Genomic DNA, 19,449 nt, shown 5'->3' with positions numbered 1-19,449 from the left:
TACAGCGCAGCCCGAGGGTGCGGGGGTGAGTGGGTTTTGACATGCCGGTCTTGTCGCCCAGGGGCGCGAGCGCTCGACCGTTTGCGTTTTTCACTGCTTGTTCTCTTCGAAGATGACCCGTATGCGGGTCACGTTATTGTTGGTTCAACGCACTGGCGGGGACTTCTGCACATAGTGAGGAGTATGTAATACCTGGCTTGTGCAGCCACCCGCGGCCGGGACGGTAGCTGGTCCAAGTAGGTCCATCAAATCGGAAACATCTGAAAGTGATGTGTGGCACTCGCTGGAATCCGACGAATTACAGCGAGTGCCACTGCCGAGATTGGCTTGGCGGCTTGCAGACAGTTCTACTTAAAACGCGTACCGCACGCCCGCGAAAATGCTACGGCCTTCGCCCGGATAGAAGATCGCGGTCGACGACGCCGTTTGCGCATTCGCAATGGTGCTGATGTCGCTCACATAACGCTTGTTGGTCAGATTGCGCGCATCGAGAAAGACCGAAAGGCCATTGCGAAAATCCATCCCCGCCTGCATGCCCAGCAGCGTATAGCCCGGCACGCGCAGCGTGTTGGCGTCGTCGGCCCAGGCGCCCGCGGGCACCCAGTCGACCGATGCGGACACGTGAAAGCCGTTGGGCCGCGAGTAGCCGAGCACCGCGCGAAGCACGTTGACCGGCACGCCCGCGATGCGGTTGTTGCCGTACTGCGGATCGTCCTTGAAGCGGAAGTCGCTCAGGTTCCACAAGCCGGACAGCGTGATCTTGTCGCCCGCGCCCGCGTGCGTGATATCGCGCCACACATCCACCGACACGCCCGCCTCGATCCCCTGCAGCACCGTCTTGTTCGCGTTGAACGTCGATGCCGGGATGTCGGGATTCGTCGTGTACTGAAGCAACTGGTCGCGCACGAGCGAGCGATACGCGGTGACATCCCAGCTCACGCGATCGCGCGTGCCGCGCGTGCCGAGTTCGAGCGTCCACGCGTGCTGCGACGTGAGCGGCGTGAAGCGCGTGGTGTTCGCGAAGGTCTGCGTGAGATCGGTGAAATCTGGCACATCCTGGCTGCGCGTGATGTCGATATACGCCTGAATCTCGCGATTCGGTTGCCACATCACGCCGAGCTTCGGATTCACGCCGCTGAACGTCTCGCTCGCCGACTTGTAGGTCGGATCGGCCGCGAGCCCGCCGTGATCGACGTACTTGCGCACGTCGCGCAACGCCTTGAAGCCGGCCATCAGCGCGACCGTCGGCAGGAAGAACAGGCGGTCTTCGACATACGCCTCGTAGTTGTAGGCGCTTTGCGTCGAGTCGAGCGTCTGCGCGCCTTCGTTGCCCGACACGTTCACATACTGCCGCGCCTGCGTGGTGCCGCCGAAGAAGCGCGCGCCTGCGATGACGTCGTTGCGCATCCCGCCGACGTTGAACGTCGCGGTGTAGCGCGGCGCAAAGCCGTAGGTCCAGCCGTCCTGATCGATCACCTGAAAGATCGGGTGATAGAGACTCTTGTGGATCGCCCATGTGACGAAGTCGAGCTGGCCGACATCGAGCTTGACCGTCGTCTTGTTGGCGATGCGCTCGGTGCGCGTGTCGCGCGCCTGATCGCCGGCTAGCGCGCTCGCGGATGCCTTCGTCGGGTTGTTGAGGGCATCGGAGAGCGACAGCGTGCCGGGAAGCTGCTGATCGACGACATACGCGCCGAGATAGAAGCGCGTCTCGACGTCCGGCGTGAATCGATAGCCGATATTCGCGTTGAACTGTTCGTACTGGCCGCGCTCGTGATCGCGATAGCCGTCCGCATGGTTCACGGAGAACGTGCCGATGAAATCCAGCGGTCCCATCACGCGCGAGAACTGCGCGCTGCCTCTGACCGTGCCGAAGCTGCCGCCTTCGAGCCGCAGGATGTTGGGCGCGTCGGCGGTGTAGGCGGTGGGCGTCACGAAGTCGATCGCGCCGCCCATCATCGACGATCCATACGCGAGGCCGTTGCCGCCCTTGTATACATCGAGGGATTGCAGCGCGAGCGGATCGATCTGATAGTAGTCGCCGCTGCCGTCGGCGAGATTGGTCGGGATGCCGTCCTGGAGGATCTCCAGACCGCGCGTGTGGTAGCCGCGCGCGAGCCCCGAGCCGCGAATGGACACGCGCAACTCCTGCCCGTAACGGTTCTGCACGAACACGCCGGGCACGTTCTTGAGGACGTCGCGCAGCGTGAAGGCATAGGTGTTCTGGTAGTCGGCGCTATCGACGAAGCCTACGGAGCCGACTGTCTGATCGAGCGTCCGCTTCTCGTCGGCGACGTTTTGCGATGTCAGCGAATGTTGCGCCTGTCCCTGCACGATCACGGCGGGAAGCGTCGTGGGCTCGCCGGTTTCCGTGGTCTGTGCGAATGCGCGTGTGGCGAACATCGCGGTCATGCCGGTCACGAAGATGCTTCTTCGGGCGGAACGCTTCATGATTGCGTCCCCGCGATGTCGTGCGATCGGGACGCGCCATCGACGCGCAGATGTACGGACGGCCTGACGCCGCCCCTCGCTGAAAGAGTGAGCATGGTTCTTCTTGAATTCGTGATGAAGGAGCGCGGCGCGACGTTATGGACGTGCGACGCCATTCGATGCCGCGATGGCATCGATCCGTTTTGACGAAATCAGATGAGAACCGGTGGAGCGCGTGGTTGCGCTGTGGTGAACGCGGGAGCGGGACGCTCGTCGCCAATCCGCGCGACGACGACGGTGCGGCGCGCCGGAACGTCGAGCGTCGCGGATGCGCGTGCGCTCGAGATCGCGGGCGCATGAGCGAAGAAATGGCAGTAGCCGCAGGCCTGATCGTCGAGATGCGCGAGCGCGTCCGGATCGTGATGGCCGGCAGGAAGCTCGACCGTGGAAGCGGACGCATGCGCCGAACAGAGTTCGGCGCTCAGGTCGCCGACATGCGCATTCGCCGCGAGCAGTTGCGAGACCATCGGCGCGAACGTGATCAGCAGCATTGCGAGCAATGCCAGCAGTGAACCCGTTCGTTGATGGACGCGACCGCGCATGAGGGTGAAGGTTTGTTCAGATCCCGAGTGCGGGGATTATGCCATCGGGTTACTTTGTATTACAAAGCAAAACGGACAGAAATTCCTGGGATCAGACGGCGGGCATGTCGTCGCGGGTTGTCCCCACGAACTGGGGAGCACCCTGTTGAAAAGGCGCTCAAAAGTCTGCTAAATGACTGATGCCCAAGGAAAAGTCACGTGCGCCTCGTGGCGCATCAATGCGTGTCGGGCCTTGCATAACTTATCCCCAGCGCAAGGGGAAAGGGCTGTGGAAAACCGCTTGGCGACTCACCTAGTTTCTTGATTTCGCGCTGAAATCCCCGAGCGACGCGGATCGCGCCACTTTTTCGCGCTCGCGAGGCGCATCGGTGCGATGCCCGACTTATCCACATTTTCTGTGGATAGCAGTGTTGAAAAGGCGCGCGTATCGACGTTAAGTGTTTGATGAACCACGTTTTGTACGACCTGACCGAACGCGCGCACGCACCGGCGCGCATCGTTCGCGCGCCTTGACGGGATCAGATGGAAATGCCCGGTCCGCCGTTGCTGCCCAGCAGTTGCTCGACGGAATTCGCGTCCGTGTAATCCTGCTCGGGCAGCCCGTCGAACACCGTGATGACGTCGTTGGATACGCCCGCTTCCCGCGCAGCATCGACGATCGCGTCCTTGTTGGCGGGATACTTCACGAGGCGCAGCACCTGGGCGATTTCGTCGTCGATCGGCTCGTCGTTCAAGGCGTGTTTTGCGTGCGTGTCGGTCATTCCGAGGTCCAGGGTCGAGTCGGTGGAGGGCGCTCAGGTCTGCACCTGAATGGGCTGGCTCGCCATGCCGTGATTCGGCGTTCGGGACTTCGGCAGCGGCACGTGTCGCCAGCGCGCATGGTCGAGGTCCTGCGACGAAATTTCGGGCGCGGGCGGCGCAACGGGCGCGGCGTTCATACGCAGCGCGGCGCGCGTCGCGGTGATAGTGGCGGTCGATTCGTCTGTCGAACTCGTATGCAGCGGCGCGGCATAGCACGAGACCGAAACCAGGGCCATCGACAACAACGTTGAGGTCTTCATCGGGCAACCCCTCCTCACGTAAGCAGCGAAAGGCACCAAGCAAAGCCTATGCCGATGGGCCTTTGCACCGCTCGCCGTGCACGCGGTCCGTTCGGACGATGCGCACACGGGCGCGACGAGTGGGCGTCGCGCGGACATACTTCGAGTGAATTGTGAAGTCGATCCGACTCGCGCGAATCACGCGCGCACGCGTCGTTGCGCGCCGCGAAATTGCACGGCTGCGCAGTTTCAGCGCGACGTCGGGTTCAAACGGAAGTATGCGTCCAGAAGGGAGGTTTTGTACACGACGCCGAGCAGCAGCGGCTGCGTCTTTTTCTCGATCACCGGAAGCCGCTCGCCCTGAAACGCGAGGAAGTGCTGCAGCGCTTCGCCGAGCGACATGTCGGGCGTGAGCACGTCGAATTGCGGCTGAAGATAATCGGCGGCGGTCTTGGTTTTGGTGTCGTGCTCGTCGAGCAGATCGGAGGTGATGTCCTTCAGCGCGACCACGCCGCGAAAGCGCTCGGCTTCATCGACGACGTACAGATATTTCACCGGATATTCGAGGAACACGCGCGTCATGTCCTTGATGTTCGCGGTGAGCGGCACGACGGTATCCGCGGGCTTGACGAGCTCGCGCATCTGCGTTGCGGCGAGGCGCACGCGCTCTTTCTCCTCACGATTGCGGCGCAGCGTGACTTCGTACATCGACGTTTGCTCGGACGTGCGCGCGATGAAGTAGGCGATCACGCACGACACCATCAGCGGCAACATGACCTGATACGAGAGCGTCATCTCGAAGATCATCAGGATCGCCATCAGCGGCGCGTGCGTCGCGGCGGCGAGGAACGCGCCCATGCCGACCATCGCGTAGGCGAAGGGCGCGGAAGTCGAGTCCGGCCAGATCGTGTGCACGCCGATGCCGTACAGACACCCGAGCACCGCGCCGACGAAGAGCGTTGGCGTGAAGATACCGCCGACCGCGCCCGAGCCGGCGGTGGCGGCCGTCGCGATGAGCTTGAAGACGAGCACGGTGAGCAGCGCGGTCCACGTCCAAGGTTCGTGCAGGAGCGAGTTCACGACCTCGTAGCCGTTGCCCCAGACTTCGGGCCACCAGATCGAAATAACGCCGACGATCAGGCCGCCGAGCGCGAGGCGCAGCGGCAACGGCAAGGGCAGCGTCGAGAAGCGCTTCCTCGACGCCGCGAGCAGTCGCAGAAAATGCGGCGCGAGCACGCCCGACAACAGCCCGAGCACGACGAAGAGCAGCACTTCGACGCCCGTGACGGTCGGAAACACCGGCATCTCGTACGGCGGGCGATAACCCGCGAACTCGCGCATCGTGATATTGGCGACGACCGACGAGACGACGATCGGCCCGAAGCTTTCCATCGCCATCGAGCCGAGCACGAGTTCGGTGACGAAGAACGCGCCGGCGATGGGCGCGTTGTACGCCGACGTGATGCCGGCCGCCGCGCCGCACGCGACGAGCAGACGCAGGCGCGGCGGATCGAAGTGGACCCAGCGCCCGATCAGCGACGACGAGAGCGCGGCGAGCTGCACCATCGAGCCTTCCCGGCCGATGGAACCGCCGCTCGAAATCGTGATGAGCGAGGACAGGCTGCGCCAGAGACTTTGCCAGACAGGCACGACGCCATCGCCGATGGTCACGGCTTCCATGTAGTCCGTGCTCGCGTTCTTGCTGGCGTGCCGGCGCGCGATCAGCAGACAGACGCCCGCGATGAGCCCGCCGACGGCCGGCAGCAGAACGCGCACGGGCCAGGGCAGAACATGCGCGAGCGCGACGAGTCCTTCCGACGGATTGCCCAGAAGACGCTGCAGGACCTGAATGCCTTCACGAAAGACGGACGTCGCGAAGGCGCCCGCCACGCCGACGACGACCGCCCAGACGAGCATCGTATGCGAGTCCGAGAGACGGAAGAGCCGTTGCGCGCGTGTCCGGAGCTTGAGCAGGAATGAGAGCACTTTTACGAAATCGTGGAAAGCTTAGAAGCAAACGGAATAAGGGACTCGCAAGGATAGCATTGCAGGGCGGCATTGCGGGCGTGCTTGCGACAGGCATAAAAAAACCCGGCCTTCACGGCCGGGCTTCGTTTCACGGGCCGCCCGTCACCACTTCGGCGCGAACGGCGGATTCGCGTGGCGCTTGCCTTCGTCGAGCGCGTCGATCTTCGCGATGTCGTCGGCGTCGAGCTTGAGCTTCTGCGCATCCCAGTTGGCCTGCTGATGCGCCGGATTCGTCGATGCCGACAACACCACGATATCGCGCGACAGCAGCCACGCGAACGTCACCTGCGCGGGCGTCGCGCCGTGCTTCTCCGCGATGGCTTTGAGCGTCGCGTCGGTATGCGCGCGGCCTTCGCCGAGCGGCATATATGCGGTCACCTTCACGCCGAGCTGCTGCGTCGCATCGACGAGCTTGCGGTTCGCGAGAAACGGGCTCACTTCGAACTGGTTCGTGACGATCTCTTTTCCGCCCGGCGCCTTCAGCGCTTCTTCGAGCAGCGGCGCGGTGAAATTCGACACGCCGTAATGACGGATCAGACCGAGCTTCTGCGCTTCCTGCATCGCCGCGAGCGTTTCGGCGATCGGCACCGCGCCATCGGGCGACGGCCAGTGGACGAGCGCGAGATCGATCGTGCCGATATCGAGCTTCGCGTGACTGTCCTTCAGGCTCGCGACGAGCGCATCGCGCGAGAGCCGCTCCCACCAGACTTTCGTCGTGACCCAGATGTCGTCGCGCGGCACGCCGGAGTCGCGCACGCCCTGGCCGACGGCCGCCTCGTTGTTGTAGTACTGCGCGGTGTCGATATGACGGTAACCGATCTGCAAGGCGCTCTTCACGGCGTTCGTGGTTTTCGCGGCATCGACGCGGAACGTGCCGAGACCGAAGGAAGGAATCGTTTCTACCATGCTGGCTCCTGGTTTGCGTTGGGATTCGAGCGGTTCAAGCGTCCTGATCGAGTTCGGGATAGTGCCTGAAAATGCCCGACTCGTTGAACGGGATGCGCCGTTCCGAATCGACATAAGCCGCGATGTTCGGCCTTTGCAGCACCGCGTCGTGGATCGCCGCGACGCGCGGATACTGTGCGCCGAACTTCTTCATCGCGCGCGGAAAGGCGTAATGCAGGCCGTCGACGATCTGGAAGATCGAAAGATCGACGTAAGTTGCCGCATCGCCGATCATCTGCGTGTCGCCGTGCGGATTCTGCTTCAGCACGCGCTCGAAATACTTCATGAACTTCGGCACGCGTTTGTCGAGAAAATTCTGCGTGCGGATCTTGGCCGCGTCCTTCTGATCTTCGTAGTAGAGATCGGTCGCGAGCGGATGATGCGTGTCGTGCACTTCCATGACGAAATCGGCGATCGTCAGTTGCAGGCCATGCGCGACGTAGCGCAGGCCTTCGTCCTTCGGCGCGAGTTTCAGCTTCGGTCCGAGATACAGCAGGATGTTCGCGACATGCGGCACGATCAGTTCGCCGTCTTTGAGAAACGGCGGGGCGAAAGGGATGTGCGGCTCGGTCTTGCTGTTAAGGACTTTCATCATCGCGTCGGTGCCGTAGCCGTGCGCTTTCGATTCGCGGGCGACATCGATGTATTCGGCTCCGGCATCTTCCAGCGCGAGCCGGACGAATTCGCCGCGGCCCTGCAATCCGTCCCAGTAATGGAGTTCGTAAGCCATGAGAAAAGGCTCCTCGTCGAGGCGTGCCGCATCCGCGGCGACGGTTGAGTGTGCGCGTTTTTTGGCGTGCTGCGAAACGCGCGTACGAAATGGCGAGCGAGCAACACGCGTTCCCGTTTCGCGGCGACGCCATGAATCTGCGCGGATCGTGCCAAAATCGATGTTTTGTGTTTTCGACGCAGCGGAGAAGGGATGGACAAGCAAGGCTTCACCACAGGCATCGTCCACGGCGACAGAAACGTGGGCGTGGAACATGGCGGCGTGCATCAGGCGATCCACACATCGGTTCAGTACGGATTCGAGCGCGTGGAGGATCTGATCGGCGTCTTTCAGGGCACGAAAAAAGGCGGCTTCAACTACGCGCGTCAGGGCACGCCGACGACGGCCGCGCTCGAACGCAAGATCACGAACCTCGAAGAGGGCGTCGGGTCGATCTGCTTCAGCACGGGCATGGCGGCGCTGACGGCAGTGTTCCTCACGCTGTTGCGCGCGGGCGATCATGTCGTGTCGAGCCGCTACGTGTTCGGCAACACCAACAGCCTCTTCGGCACGCTGCGAACGCTCGGCATCGACGTGACGATGGTCGATTCGACATCGGCCGCGAACGTCGCGAGCGCGATCCGGCCGAACACGCGCATGGTGTTCGTCGAAACCATTGCGAATCCGGGCACGCAGATTCCCGACCTCGCGGGCATCGGCGAACTGTGCCGCGAGCGTGGTCTCGCGTATGTCGTCGACAATACGATCACGTCGCCCGCGCTGTTCCGGCCGAAGGCGGTCGGTGCGAGTCTCGTCGTCAATTCGCTGACGAAGACCATCGCCGGACATGGCGCGGCGCTCGGTGGCGCGGTGACGGACACGGGCCTTTTCGACTGGAGCCAGTACCCGAATATCGCCGATGACTACCGCCGCTCGCCGTCGAAGGAGCAAGGGCTCCTGCAGATCCGCAAGAAGGGGCTGCGCGACATGGGCGCGTCGCTGTCGTCGGAGCAGGCGCATTCGATCGCGATGGGCGCGGAAACGCTCGCATTGCGCGTCGCGAAGTGCAGCGAGAATGCGCTCGCGCTCGCGCAGTTTCTGGAGCAGCACGAGGCTATCGGGCGTGTGTTCTATCCGGGGCTGAAGAGTCATCCGCAATACGAGATCGCGCAGGCGCTGTTCAAGGGCGCGTCGTGGCTGCTGTCGTTCGAGTTGCGCGACGCGGGCCGCATGATCGACGTCGTCAACGCGTTGCAATTGCCGATCAAGGCGACGGGACTGGGCGACACACGCACGCTGATCATTCCCGTCGCGCCGACGATCTTCTACGAAGCCGGCCCCGAAGTGCGCAAGTCGATGGGCATTTCGGACGGCATGCTGCGCTTGTCCGCGGGCATCGAGGATATTGGTGATCTCATCGGCGATTTTGATCAGGCGCTGAAGCTCGCGGTGTGAACGACAACGCGAATCACGAAGCGCGCGCGTAGTAAATGTTCTGCGGATGCCGCGCTTCGGCAAAGAAGAACCATCGCTCGGCGACGAGTCCCAGATACTGCGTGACGAACGCGAGACAGAACAGCGCCACGGACTGCGCGCCGATGCCGATCAGCATCAGCAGGAACGGCACGCCGAACGCGCCGACGAGAAACGTCCACTTGATGCGCTTGATCGCTTCGGCCGAACGTCCGTGAAAGAACTCGCGCAGATTGAACGCACCCGCCGTAAAGCCGCGCGATTTCTGCACGACGTTCGGTCCTTTGATGCCCGTCGCGCTTTGCACAGTCGACTTCGGCCGCAAGCGGGCATTGCGCCTGAGCGAGGCGACGCGCGTCACGCAGCCCGCGAGCGTCAACGTGCACGCGCAAGCCGCGAGCCCCGCCGCCGACGACGGCGCGAGCCACGCGGCGCACGCGGTCGCGAGCGTGAAGCCGGACGCGCAGCCGAGCAGCACGAAGTTGACCATCGTGAGCGGCGTCGCCCACTCCTGCAGGAAGCGCAGGCATGCGTAGATCATCGCGGTGCAGACGAAAAGCGCCGCCGAAGCAATCACGCCGATCACGCCGATGACGAGCGACCACGGCGTGCCGATCCAATGCGCGATGCCGTACAGCGCATCGCACGCGAGAAACGCAGGCAGGCACAGGCATTCGCGCGAGAGCCACGACGTGCGCCACATCGCGATCGCACGCCAGGCGCGCTCCGGATGCCCGAGATGAAAGAACGAGGCGAGCAGCCCGAGGCCGCCGAGCACGACCGACAACGCCGCGCCGATGACGAAGAACATCTGCGAAGGCGCGCCGGTCAAGCCGAGCTTCGCGAACAGTTCGACGCCGACGAGCGCGATCAGCAAGCCTTGCGCGGCGCCGCTCAATGTCGTGAGAAACACGACGGAAAACGCGGGTTTCATGGTTGAGCTCCGATGAAAAGTCAGACGCGCACGGCCATCGCCGCGAGATTCAGGTCGCCGTGCGTTTCGGGCGCGGCTTCGTCGGCGGAATGGCAGCCGCATGAGCCGCCGCTGCCGCACGCGTTCACCGGACGCCGTGGCAAATAATGATTCGCGGGCTTCGTCTCCCACTCGGGCATCAGCTGATAGCCGCCGCGTTCCGCGATCGCTTTCGACACCACCGACTCCGGATCGTGGATATCGCCGAAGAGACGCGCCGACGTCGGACAGGCGAGCACACATGCGGGCTTGCGATCGCGCTCGGGCAGCGCCTCGTTGTAGATGCGATCCGCGCACAGCGTGCACTTCGTCATTTCCTTGCGTTCTTCGTCGAGCTCGCGCGCGCCGTATGGACACGCCCACGCGCAGTACTTGCAGCCGATGCACTTGTCGAAGTCCACGAGCACGAGTCCGTCTTCCTTGCGCTTATAGCTCGCGCCGGTCGGACAGACGGGTACGCACGGCGGGTCCTCGCAGTGCAGACAGGACTTCGGAAAGTGGATCGTGTCGGCAAGCGGAAACTCGCCGGCTTCATAGGTCTGCACGCGGTTGAAGAAGGTGCCGGACGGATCGGCGTCGTAAGGGCGCTGATCCGCGAGGCTGCCCGCTTCGCCGGACGTGTTCCATTCCTTGCAGCTCGTCACGCACGCGTGGCATCCGACGCAGACGTTCAGGTCGATCACGAGGGCCATTTGAGTCATGATGGTCTCCTTCAGTTGCCTGGGTTTCGCTTGATGACATTGCGCAAACGCGCCGCGAACTCGCCGCGCCCGGCGAAGTACGTCTGCACGACGCGCTGGATCGGACCCGGCATGCCGGGCGATGGGCGCATCGGCGCGAATTGCGGCAGCGTGTGGCTCGCATCGGCTTCGGCTGGATAGACGCGCACGCGCACGTCGTACCACGCCGCCTGACCGGTGATCGGGTCCGAGTTGGAGAAGCGCGTGCCTTCGTTTCCGGACGCCGGAAGCTCATCGGTGATGAGGTGATTGAGCAGGAAGCCGCGTTGCGATTCGTTGGCATCGGGGCCGAGACTCCACGCGCCCGACGCCTTGCCGATCGCGTTCCATGTCCACACCGTGCCCGGCTCGACCGCCTCGCTGTAACGCGCCATGCAGCGCACCTTGCCCCATTGCGATTCGACGTAGATCCAGCCGCCATCCTCGATGCCGTTCGCCTTCGCCATGAGCGGATTCATGTACAGCAGGTTCTCGCCGTGAATCTGCCGAAGCCACGCGTTCTGCGAGTCCCACGAGTGATACATCGCCATCGGGCGCTGCGTGACGGCCGCGAGCGGGTACGTCTTGAGGTCGGTCGTATCGAGTTCGAGCGGCGCGTACCAGAACGGCAGCGGATCGAAATACTGCTCGATGCGCGCGCGCAGATGCTCGGGCGGCTGCCGGCCTTTCGTGCGCCCTTGCGCGGCGAGGCGGAACTTCTGCATCACGTCGGAATAGAGCTGGATCAGGATCGGCTCACCGAACTTGCGAAAGCCCTTGTCGACGGCGAACTGCAGATAAGGCCCGTTGCAGTTGCGCATGTATTGCAGCGATTCGGGCAAGGTGTAGTGATAGACGCAATCGTGCTTTGCGTACTCTTCCCACTGGTTCGGATTCGGCTCGCCGACGAGCGCATCCTTGCCGTCCTTGCCGCGCCAGCCGATCAGAAAGCCCACGCCCGATCCCGGCGCCGTCTGATGATTGATGATGAAATCCGGATAGTCGCGATACTTGCGCGTGCCTTCGGGCGTCGTGAAGGCGGGCAGCTTCAGGCGGCTGCCGAGCTCGACCAGCACTTCCTGAAACGGCCTGCATTCGCCCGTGCGCGGCACGACCGGCACGCGCACCGAATCGACGGGACCGTCGAACTCGGAGATCGGGCGATCGAGCATCGACATCGCATCGTGACGTTCCAGGTAGGTCGTGTCGGGCAGGATGAGATCGGCGAACGCGGTCATCTCCGACTGGAACGCGTCGCACACGACGATGAACGGAATCTTGTACTCGCCGGCCTCATTTCTGTCGGCGAGCATCTTGCGCACTTCCATCGTGTTCATCGACGAGTTCCATGCCATGTTGGCCATGAAGATCATCAACGTGTCGATGGGATACGGATCGCCGCGCCACGCGTTCGTGATGACGCTGTGCATCACGCCGTGCACCGCGAGCGGATAGTCCCACGAGAACGCCTTGTCGATGCGCACAGGCGTGCCGTCGTCGTGAATGAAGAGGTCTTCGGGCGCGGCGGGCCAGCCGAGCGGACCGCTCGCGAGCGGCGTGTTCGGCTTGACCTGATCGGGATGATTCGGCGGTTTGGCGGACGGCGGCACCGCGCGCGGAAACGGCGACTTGTGACGGAAGCCGCCCGGCCGGTCGATCGTGCCGAGCAGCGACATCAGCACCGCGAGCGCGCGGATCGACTGGAAGCCGTTCGAGTGTGCGGCGAGCCCGCGCATCGCGTGAAAGGCGATGGGATTGCCCGTCACGGTAGCGTGCTTTTTGCCCCAGCAGTCGGTCCATTCGATCGGCAGCGTGATCTTGTGATCGCGGCCCACCTGGATCATTTCGGCGGCGAGACGTTTGATCGTCGCGGCGGGAATGCCGGTGATGTCGGCGGCCCACTCGGGCGTGCACGACGCCACCTGCTCGCGCAACAGCGCGAAGGAGGGCGCGACGGGCGTGCCGTCTTCGAGCGTGTAGCGGCCATCGAGCGCGGGCTCGGCGTCATCGGCATGATGCGCGACCGCGCGATTCGTCTTCGTATCCCACCAGAGATGATTTTGCGGGAAGAGCGCATTCGACTCGGGCGTCTCGCCGTCCTTCACGAAAAGCCCGAAGGTATCGCTCGCTTCGTTCATGTCGAGCAGTTCGGCCGCGTTCGTGTAACGCGTGACGAACTCGTGATCCCAGGCATCGGCGGCGATCAGTTCGTGGATCAGCGCCATGAAGAGCGCGCCGTCGGTGCCGGGGCGGATCGGCACCCATTCGTCGGCGATGGCAGCGTAGCCCGTGCGGATCGGATTGATCGCGATGAAGCGCCCGCCCGCGCGCTTGAACTTCGAAAGGGCGATCTTGAGCGGATTCGAATGATGATCTTCCGCCGTGCCGATCATGAAGAAGAGCTTCGCGCTATCGAGATCGGGGCCGCCGAATTCCCAGAACGAGCCGCCGATCGTGTAGATCATCCCGGCGGCCATGTTGGCCGAGCAGAAGCCGCCGTGCGCCGCGTAGTTGGGCGTGCCGAAGTTCTTCGCGAAGAGGCCGGTCAACGCCTGCATCTGATCGCGGCCCGTGAAGAGCGCGAACTTCTTCGGATCGGTGGCGCGCAGATGCGAGAGACGTTTTTCGAGCGTGTCGAGCGCCACCTCCCATGAGACCGGCTCGAATTGCGCTTCGCCGCGCAGTGCGCCGGGTTTTCGCATCAGCGGCTGCGTGAGACGCGCGGGCGAGTACTGCTTCATGATGCCCGACGCGCCTTTCGCGCAGATCACGCCTTGATTGAGCGGGTGGTTCGGATTGCCGTCGATGTACCGGACTTCGCCATCGCGCAGATGCACGCGGATGCCGCAGCGGCATGCGCACATGTAGCACGTCGTGGTCTTGACATCGAGCTTTTCGTTCTGGGTACGAGCGCCGTGTTCCATGAGTGCTCCTCCAAAAGCGTTTCGCGCGAGGGGGACACTCGCGCGATGGGTACTTCAGTGCATCGATCAGCCGAACAGCTTTTCGACGCCGAGCGTGATAGCGAGACCGCCGCCGACGAGCCACGCATACAGGATCGCGCCGGTGGCGAGGGCACGCGGGCCGGCCTGGCGGATCTGCGCGATGCGCGTTTCCATGCCGAGCGCGGTCATGGCCATCGTGAGTGCGAAGGTGTCGAGCGTGTTGATCGTGCTCGTCGCGACATCGGGCAGCACGTGCAGCGAGTTCACGACGACGAGCGCGAGAAAGCCGAGCGCGAACCAGGGCACCGCGATCTTGCCCTTGCCTTGCGCCGAACCGTCCGCCGACGCGGCACGCGAGCGGCTGATCCAGAAGCCGATCACGAGCAGCACGGGAACCAGCAGCATCACGCGCGTCATCTTGACGATGGTCGCGATGTGCGTCGCTTCCGGGCTCACGTTGCTCGCCGCGCCGACGACCTGCGCCACTTCGTGGATCGTGCCGCCGAAGAACAGGCCCGCGCCGAGCGTATCAAGATGCAGCCAGCCGGCGTTGAGCGCGAGCGGGTAGAGGAACATCGAGAGCGTGCCGAACAAGACGACGCTGCCGACGGCCATCGCGCTCTTGTGCGGCTTCGATTGCAGAGTCGATTCGAACGCGAGCACCGCCGCCGCGCCGCAGATCGCGCTGCCGGCTGCCGTGAGGAGCGCGGTGTCGCGATCGAGCTTCATCAGCTTCATGCCTGCCCACGTGCCGATCACGAGCGTGCTGACGACGACCAGCACCGACACCGTGAAGCCCGACACGCCGACTTGCGCGATTTCCTGGAGACTCACGCGCAGCCCGAAAAACGCTACCGCGATGCGCAGCAGCTTGCGCGCGGAGAAGTTGACGCCTGCCGCCCAGCTATCGGGCATACCGTGCCGCAACGCGTTACCGTAGATGCCACCCGCGACGATGCCGACGATCAGCGGGCTGATCCCGAGACCGGCGACAGCGGGGATGCTGGCGAGGCGCGTGACGGCGGCCGCGAACAACGCGACGAACAGGATGCCGTTGAGCTGCCCCCGTGTGGAAGACGCGGCTGGCGCGAGAGTGTGTGCGGACTGAACCGTGGACATGGATGAACCCGTTTTAGATTGGATGACTCGATGGGCTAATCCTATTCCCGATATATCAATATGAAAAATCGTGATTTAGAATGACAAGTATCGGACGAGCTGATATTTACGGAAGATGACCCCGGAACAACTGATAACTTTCGCGACGGTCGCGGAGCACGGCAACATCAGCCGCGCGGCGGTGGCGCTGCATCTGTCGCAGCCCGCGGTGTCCGGCCAGTTGCGGCTTCTGCAGGAGGAATTCGGCGAGCCGCTGTATCAGCGCGACGGCCGCGGCGTGCGTCTGACCGCCGCCGGTGAACAGTTGCTCGGCCACGCGGAGCGCCTGCGCGAGACGTTCCGCGCGGCGCATGCGCTGCGAGACGCGTTGCGCGGGCTCGAGCGCGGCACGCTGCGCATCGGCGCGAGCACGACGCCCGCGAGCTATCTGCTGCCGTATCTGATCGCGGCGTTTCACAAGCGCTATCCGGATGTCGTCGTGACGACGATAGACGGCAATACCGCCGATATCGTCGCCGCGCTCGGCTCGCTCGATATCGCGCTTGTGGAAGGCTCGCCGGGCCACGATCTGCCGCTCGGCACGACCGTTACGTCGTGGCGCGAGGACGAAATCGTCGCGATTCTGCCGAACGGCCATCCGCTCGCCGACGGGCGCGAATCCGTCACGCTCGACGAACTGGGCGAGCATCCGCTCGTGCTGCGCGAGCCGGGTTCCGGCGTGCGGCAGGTGATCGAGCGCGCATTCGCGGACTGCGACGCGCCGATGCGCGTCGCGCTGGAAATCGCGGGCGTCGAGGGCGTGAAGGAGGCGGTGCGCGCGGGCATGGGCATCGGCTTCGTCTCGGCGATGTCGATTCGTCACGAGGACAGCGCGCTGCAGCGTGTGCGCATCGCGCCCCAGCCGCTCACGCGGCGCTTTTCCATCCTGCTGCCGCATGCCGCGACGCCGTCGCGCGTCGCGGCGCGCTTTCTGGAGTTGTGCGACGAGCCGGGTTTGCTCGGCTAGGGAATTCCACTATGGCGCGTCGATAGCGGTCTGACGCACCATTCGATCTCAACACGGGGCGCTGCGGCGTCTTTTTTGAAAATCGTTTATGGAACCGGTTCCAAACTGGTTTTGGCACTGAAACCGACAGCGAGATGCAAGTGAACGATATTTCCCGGATCGATAGAGAAGGCACCGAAGTTGTGATCGTCGCGAGCGCGTTCGGCGCGGACGCGATTCGGCGCGACGGTCACGCGTTCTGGGCCGCCGCCTCGGCGCGCGCGGGTGCGGACGGCTTCGAAGTACGCCGCGAGTTGCTCGCAAACGAAGCCGACGCGCAGCCGGGATCGCTTGCACAACTCGGCGACCGTCTCCGCGCGCTGGGTTTGTGGGCCGTGTATTCGACGCCCGCGACGCTTTTTCATGATGACGGCTCGCTCGATCGCGCGGCGCTCGAACTCGCCATCGGCGAAGCGGCCGCGTTGAACGCGCGCATCGTCAAGCTCCAACTGGGCGGCACGGAGCGCGGCGTCGCGACCGATCCGGCCACGCTCGACCGATTGATGACAGGAATTGCCGCGTCGAAAGCGCGCGTCGTCGTCGAGAACGGGCAACTGAAGGCGGGCGGAACGATCGGCGCGTTCGACGCGCTGTTCGCCGCGCTGCCGGAGCAAAGCGGCCTCGCGATGACCTTCGACACCGGCAACTGGCACTGGGCGGAGCAGGATCCGCTCGACGCCGCCAGGCGCCTCGCACCGCATGTCGCCTACGTGCACTGCAAGGCGGTGATGGGCGAGGGCGCGCGCCGTTTCGCCGCGGCCCCCGCGAACGGCGACGCACGCTTTGCGACGCTGCTCGCGCACTTGCCGGGCGATGTGCCGCGCGGCATCGAATATCCGTTCATCCCGGGCGCCGACGTTTCGCTCGACGCCGACGCCACGCGCCAGGTCGCACGAATCGCGGCATTTTGAATTACACATTTTGCATTCAGCATTCATCTGCAAAGGACCCGACATGCAAGCCAAGTCTGAAGCTCTCGACGTCGTCACCTACGGCGAAGCGATGACGATGTTCGTCGCGGCTGTCACCGGCGATCTCGCGAAGGCCGGTCAATTCACGAAGCGCATCGCGGGCGCGGACCTGAACGTCGCGATCGGCCTGTCGCGCCTCGGGTTCAAGGTGGGCTGGATGAGCCGCGTCGGCAACGATTCGTTCGGGCGCTACGTGCTCGACGTGCTGGCGTCCGAGGGCATCGACGCCAGCCGTGTGACGATCGACGAGCGCTATCCGACCGGCTTCCAGCTCAAAGGCAAGTGCGACGACGGCAGCGATCCGGAAGTCGAATACTTCCGCAAGGGCTCGGCTGCGAGCCACCTGTCGCTCGACGATTACGTCGCCGACTACGTGCTCGGCGCGCGTCATCTGCATCTGACGGGCGTGGCGCCCGCGATATCGGCGAGCTCGCGTGAACTTGCTTTCCACATGGCCCGCGAAATGCGTGCCGCAGGCAAGACGATTTCGTTCGATCCGAACCTGCGCCCGACGCTCTGGCCGTCGCGCGAGGCGATGGCCGAGTCGCTCAACGCGCTCGCCGCGCTGGCCGACTGGGTATTGCCGGGCGTGTCCGAAGGACTGACATTGACGGGTCATGCGAAGCCCGAAGACATCGCCGCGTTCTACCTCGATCGTGGCGCGAAGGGTGTCGTCGTCAAGCTCGGCGCGCACGGCGCGTACTTCCGCACGGCGGATGGCGAAGCGGGCATCGTGCCGGGCGTGCCGGTCGACAACGTGGTCGATACGGTCGGCGCGGGCGATGGCTTCGCGGTCGGCGTCGTGAGCGCGCTGCTGGAAGGACGCGATATCCGACACGCGATTGCGCGCGGCAACCGTATCGGCGCGCTGGCGATTCAGGTGATCGGCGACAGCGAAGGCTTGCCGACGCGCGCCGCGCTCGACGTGCTCGAAGCAAAAGATTCCAACGACAAGACGGCCAAAGCCGCGTTCGATCTGGCTTAAGCCAGCAACCGAGAGACTCAACCGAATTGCGTTCGGAGACAACCATGCAATCCACGACTCCCAAGCTTGCGGTGCGCCGCTGGTGGGCGATCATGCCGATCGTCTTCATCACGTACAGCCTCGCGTATCTCGACCGCGCCAACTACGGCTTCGCTGCGGCTGCGGGCATCAATCAGGATCTCGGCATCAGCAAGGGATTGTCGTCGCTGATCGGCGCGCTGTTCTTCCTCGGCTACTTTTTCTTCCAGATTCCCGGCGCGATCTATGCCGAGCGCCGCAGCGTGAAGAAGCTCGTGTTCTGGAGCCTCGTATTGTGGGGCGGATGCGCGACGCTCACGGGCATGGTGAGCAACATTCCATCGCTGATGGCGATCCGCTTCGCGCTCGGCGTCGTCGAGGCCGCGGTGATGCCGGCGATGCTCGTCTTCATCGCGAACTGGTTCACAAAGTCCGAGCGCTCGCGCGCGAACACGTTCCTCATTCTCGGCAATCCGGTGACGGTGTTGTGGATGTCCGTCGTATCGGGCTATCTGGTGAATTCGTTCGGCTGGCGCCACATGTTCATTGCCGAAGGTGTGCCTGCCATCGTGTGGGCGGTGATCTGGTGGTTCATCGTGAAGGACAAGCCCGCGCAGGTGAATTGGCTTTCGGAGCAGGAAAAGAAGGATCTCGATGCGACGATGCGCGCTGAACAGGCTGCGATCAAGCCGGTGAAGAACTATCGCGAGGCGTTCAAGTCGCCGGCGGTGATCAAGCTGTGCGCGCAGTATTTTTGCTGGAGCATCGGCGTGTATGGCTTCGTGCTCTGGCTGCCTTCGATTCTCAAGAGCGGTTCGACGCTCGGCATGGTCGAGACGGGCTGGCTTTCTGCAGTGCCTTACCTTGCCGCGACGATCGCGATGCTGCTGGCTTCGTGGGCTTCGGACAAGCTTCAGGCGCGCAAGGCGTTCGTGTGGCCGTTCCTGCTGATCGGCGCGTTTGCCTTCGCAGGATCGTACTTGCTCGGCTCGACGAATTTCTGGGCTTCGTATGCGTTGCTTGTGATTGCAGGCGCTGCGATGTATGCGCCGTATGGGCCGTTCTTTGCGATCGTGCCGGAGCTGCTGCCGAAGAATGTCGCCGGTGGGGCGATGGCGCTCATCAACAGCATGGGGGCGTTGGGGTCGTTCGTTGGATCGTATTTTGTTGGGTATCTGAATGGGGCGACGGGGTCGCCGGCTGCCTCTTACGTTTTCATGAGTGTGGCTTTGCTGGCTTCTGTTTGGCTGACGCTTGCTGTTAAGCCGCAGGCTGCGGTGCGGGCGGGGGTTGCTGTGCGGTCTTGATGTTTTTTTCGTCTTTGGTGGATCCCGTGTTCGCGTCGGTCTATTAGCACTGCCCCTGTGCGGGGCGGCAGTCACTTTCTTTGCTGCTGTGTATAGACCGGGGACATAGCTGACAGATCCGCGGGGACATGGTTGACACT

At 63.7% G+C, this 19,449-nt stretch carries 16 protein-coding genes; 5 read left to right on the top strand and 11 right to left on the bottom strand.

Annotated elements, in window-relative coordinates; all coding sequences use genetic code 11:
* Window positions 1-351: 351 nt before the first annotated feature.
* The 7 genes from QCE73_RS07560 to QCE73_RS07530 all read right to left on the bottom strand — a co-directional run bounded on the left by QCE73_RS07560 (window position 352) and on the right by QCE73_RS07530 (window position 7,775).
* Window positions 352-2,451, bottom strand: a complete 2,100-nt coding sequence (locus QCE73_RS07560; RefSeq protein WP_309880495.1) for a TonB-dependent receptor — start codon at window positions 2,449-2,451, stop codon at window positions 352-354.
* 191 nt (window positions 2,452-2,642) lie between these two features.
* Window positions 2,643-3,032 (bottom strand): DUF2946 domain-containing protein, encoded by a 390-nt coding sequence (locus QCE73_RS07555; RefSeq protein ID WP_309880493.1) that lies wholly within the window; start codon window positions 3,030-3,032, stop codon window positions 2,643-2,645.
* 518 nt (window positions 3,033-3,550) lie between these two features.
* Entirely contained in the window at window positions 3,551-3,793 is a 243-nt protein-coding gene (locus QCE73_RS07550; protein WP_035507820.1) for a DUF2795 domain-containing protein, read from the bottom strand.
* A gap of 33 nt (window positions 3,794-3,826) precedes the next feature.
* Window positions 3,827-4,093 carry a hypothetical protein gene (locus QCE73_RS07545; protein WP_035507822.1) on the bottom strand — a complete coding sequence of 89 codons (267 nt, stop codon included), beginning with the start codon at window positions 4,091-4,093 and terminating at the stop codon, window positions 3,827-3,829.
* A gap of 228 nt (window positions 4,094-4,321) precedes the next feature.
* Entirely contained in the window at window positions 4,322-6,058 is a 1,737-nt protein-coding gene (locus QCE73_RS07540; protein WP_035507824.1) for a ClcB-like voltage-gated chloride channel protein, read from the bottom strand.
* 144 nt (window positions 6,059-6,202) lie between these two features.
* Entirely contained in the window at window positions 6,203-7,006 is an 804-nt protein-coding gene (locus QCE73_RS07535) for an aldo/keto reductase (RefSeq protein ID WP_309880490.1), read from the bottom strand.
* 34 nt (window positions 7,007-7,040) lie between these two features.
* Complete coding sequence (locus QCE73_RS07530) at window positions 7,041-7,775, bottom strand: glutathione S-transferase (protein ID WP_309880489.1); 735 nt, start codon at window positions 7,773-7,775, stop codon at window positions 7,041-7,043.
* 192 nt (window positions 7,776-7,967) lie between these two features.
* Here QCE73_RS07530 and QCE73_RS07525 point away from each other — a divergent pair, with 192 nt between their 5' ends.
* Entirely contained in the window at window positions 7,968-9,209 is a 1,242-nt protein-coding gene (locus tag QCE73_RS07525; RefSeq protein WP_309880488.1) for a cystathionine gamma-synthase family protein, read from the top strand.
* A gap of 13 nt (window positions 9,210-9,222) precedes the next feature.
* On the opposite strand, the gene QCE73_RS07520 is transcribed toward QCE73_RS07525, so the two are convergent.
* The 4 genes from QCE73_RS07520 to QCE73_RS07505 all read right to left on the bottom strand — a co-directional run bounded on the left by QCE73_RS07520 (window position 9,223) and on the right by QCE73_RS07505 (window position 14,983).
* Window positions 9,223-10,161, bottom strand: a complete 939-nt coding sequence (locus QCE73_RS07520) for a DmsC/YnfH family molybdoenzyme membrane anchor subunit (protein WP_309880487.1) — start codon at window positions 10,159-10,161, stop codon at window positions 9,223-9,225.
* Window positions 10,162-10,181: 20 nt separating this feature from the next.
* Window positions 10,182-10,901, bottom strand: a complete 720-nt coding sequence (locus tag QCE73_RS07515) for a 4Fe-4S dicluster domain-containing protein (protein ID WP_309880486.1) — start codon at window positions 10,899-10,901, stop codon at window positions 10,182-10,184.
* 11 nt (window positions 10,902-10,912) lie between these two features.
* Window positions 10,913-13,843 (bottom strand): molybdopterin oxidoreductase family protein, encoded by a 2,931-nt coding sequence (locus tag QCE73_RS07510; protein WP_309880485.1) that lies wholly within the window; start codon window positions 13,841-13,843, stop codon window positions 10,913-10,915.
* 66 nt (window positions 13,844-13,909) lie between these two features.
* Window positions 13,910-14,983, bottom strand: coding sequence for a YeiH family protein (locus tag QCE73_RS07505; RefSeq protein ID WP_035507832.1), 1,074 nt, complete (start codon window positions 14,981-14,983; stop codon window positions 13,910-13,912).
* A 115-nt stretch (window positions 14,984-15,098) separates the two neighbouring features.
* On the opposite strand from QCE73_RS07505, the gene QCE73_RS07500 reads away from it, so the two are divergent.
* The 4 genes from QCE73_RS07500 (at window position 15,099) to QCE73_RS07485 (ending at window position 19,309) form a co-directional block, all read left to right on the top strand.
* Window positions 15,099-15,989, top strand: a complete 891-nt coding sequence (locus tag QCE73_RS07500) for a LysR family transcriptional regulator (RefSeq protein ID WP_035507833.1) — start codon at window positions 15,099-15,101, stop codon at window positions 15,987-15,989.
* A gap of 134 nt (window positions 15,990-16,123) precedes the next feature.
* Window positions 16,124-16,939: a sugar phosphate isomerase/epimerase family protein gene (locus QCE73_RS07495; protein WP_404989737.1), complete on the top strand. Its 816-nt coding sequence runs from the start codon at window positions 16,124-16,126 to the stop codon at window positions 16,937-16,939.
* Between the two features lie 43 nt (window positions 16,940-16,982).
* On the top strand, window positions 16,983-17,984 hold the full coding sequence (locus QCE73_RS07490) for a sugar kinase (RefSeq protein ID WP_309880483.1): 1,002 nt from the start codon (window positions 16,983-16,985) through the stop codon (window positions 17,982-17,984).
* 44 nt (window positions 17,985-18,028) lie between these two features.
* Window positions 18,029-19,309 carry an MFS transporter gene (locus QCE73_RS07485; protein WP_309880481.1) on the top strand — a complete coding sequence of 427 codons (1,281 nt, stop codon included), beginning with the start codon at window positions 18,029-18,031 and terminating at the stop codon, window positions 19,307-19,309.
* The last annotated feature ends 140 nt before the right edge of the window (window positions 19,310-19,449 follow it).

Source organism: Caballeronia sp. LZ029, from assembly GCF_031451275.1.
In the GTDB taxonomy this organism is placed as follows: domain Bacteria; phylum Pseudomonadota; class Gammaproteobacteria; order Burkholderiales; family Burkholderiaceae; genus Caballeronia; species Caballeronia jiangsuensis.
Note: the sequence above shows the minus strand (reverse complement) of the source record. Positions and strands in the feature narration are given on the sequence as shown.

Bases quoted from the DNA above. Each gene is read 5' to 3' on its own strand.
- QCE73_RS07560 (WP_309880495.1), bottom strand. From the start codon at position 2,451: ATGAAGCGTTCCGCCCGAAGAAGCATCTTCGTGACCGGCATGACCGCG.
- QCE73_RS07555 (WP_309880493.1), bottom strand. From the start codon at position 3,032: ATGCGCGGTCGCGTCCATCAACGAACGGGTTCACTGCTGGCATTGCTC.
- QCE73_RS07550 (WP_035507820.1), bottom strand. From the start codon at position 3,793: ATGACCGACACGCACGCAAAACACGCCTTGAACGACGAGCCGATCGAC.
- QCE73_RS07545 (WP_035507822.1), bottom strand. From the start codon at position 4,093: ATGAAGACCTCAACGTTGTTGTCGATGGCCCTGGTTTCGGTCTCGTGC.
- QCE73_RS07535 (WP_309880490.1), bottom strand. From the start codon at position 7,006: ATGGTAGAAACGATTCCTTCCTTCGGTCTCGGCACGTTCCGCGTCGAT.
- QCE73_RS07530 (WP_309880489.1), bottom strand. From the start codon at position 7,775: ATGGCTTACGAACTCCATTACTGGGACGGATTGCAGGGCCGCGGCGAA.
- QCE73_RS07525 (WP_309880488.1), top strand. From the start codon at position 7,968: ATGGACAAGCAAGGCTTCACCACAGGCATCGTCCACGGCGACAGAAAC.
- QCE73_RS07520 (WP_309880487.1), bottom strand. From the start codon at position 10,161: ATGAAACCCGCGTTTTCCGTCGTGTTTCTCACGACATTGAGCGGCGCC.
- QCE73_RS07515 (WP_309880486.1), bottom strand. From the start codon at position 10,901: ATGACTCAAATGGCCCTCGTGATCGACCTGAACGTCTGCGTCGGATGC.
- QCE73_RS07510 (WP_309880485.1), bottom strand. From the start codon at position 13,843: ATGGAACACGGCGCTCGTACCCAGAACGAAAAGCTCGATGTCAAGACC.
- QCE73_RS07505 (WP_035507832.1), bottom strand. From the start codon at position 14,983: ATGTCCACGGTTCAGTCCGCACACACTCTCGCGCCAGCCGCGTCTTCC.
- QCE73_RS07500 (WP_035507833.1), top strand. From the start codon at position 15,099: ATGACCCCGGAACAACTGATAACTTTCGCGACGGTCGCGGAGCACGGC.
- QCE73_RS07495 (WP_404989737.1), top strand. From the start codon at position 16,124: ATGCAAGTGAACGATATTTCCCGGATCGATAGAGAAGGCACCGAAGTT.
- QCE73_RS07490 (WP_309880483.1), top strand. From the start codon at position 16,983: ATGCAAGCCAAGTCTGAAGCTCTCGACGTCGTCACCTACGGCGAAGCG.
- QCE73_RS07485 (WP_309880481.1), top strand. From the start codon at position 18,029: ATGCAATCCACGACTCCCAAGCTTGCGGTGCGCCGCTGGTGGGCGATC.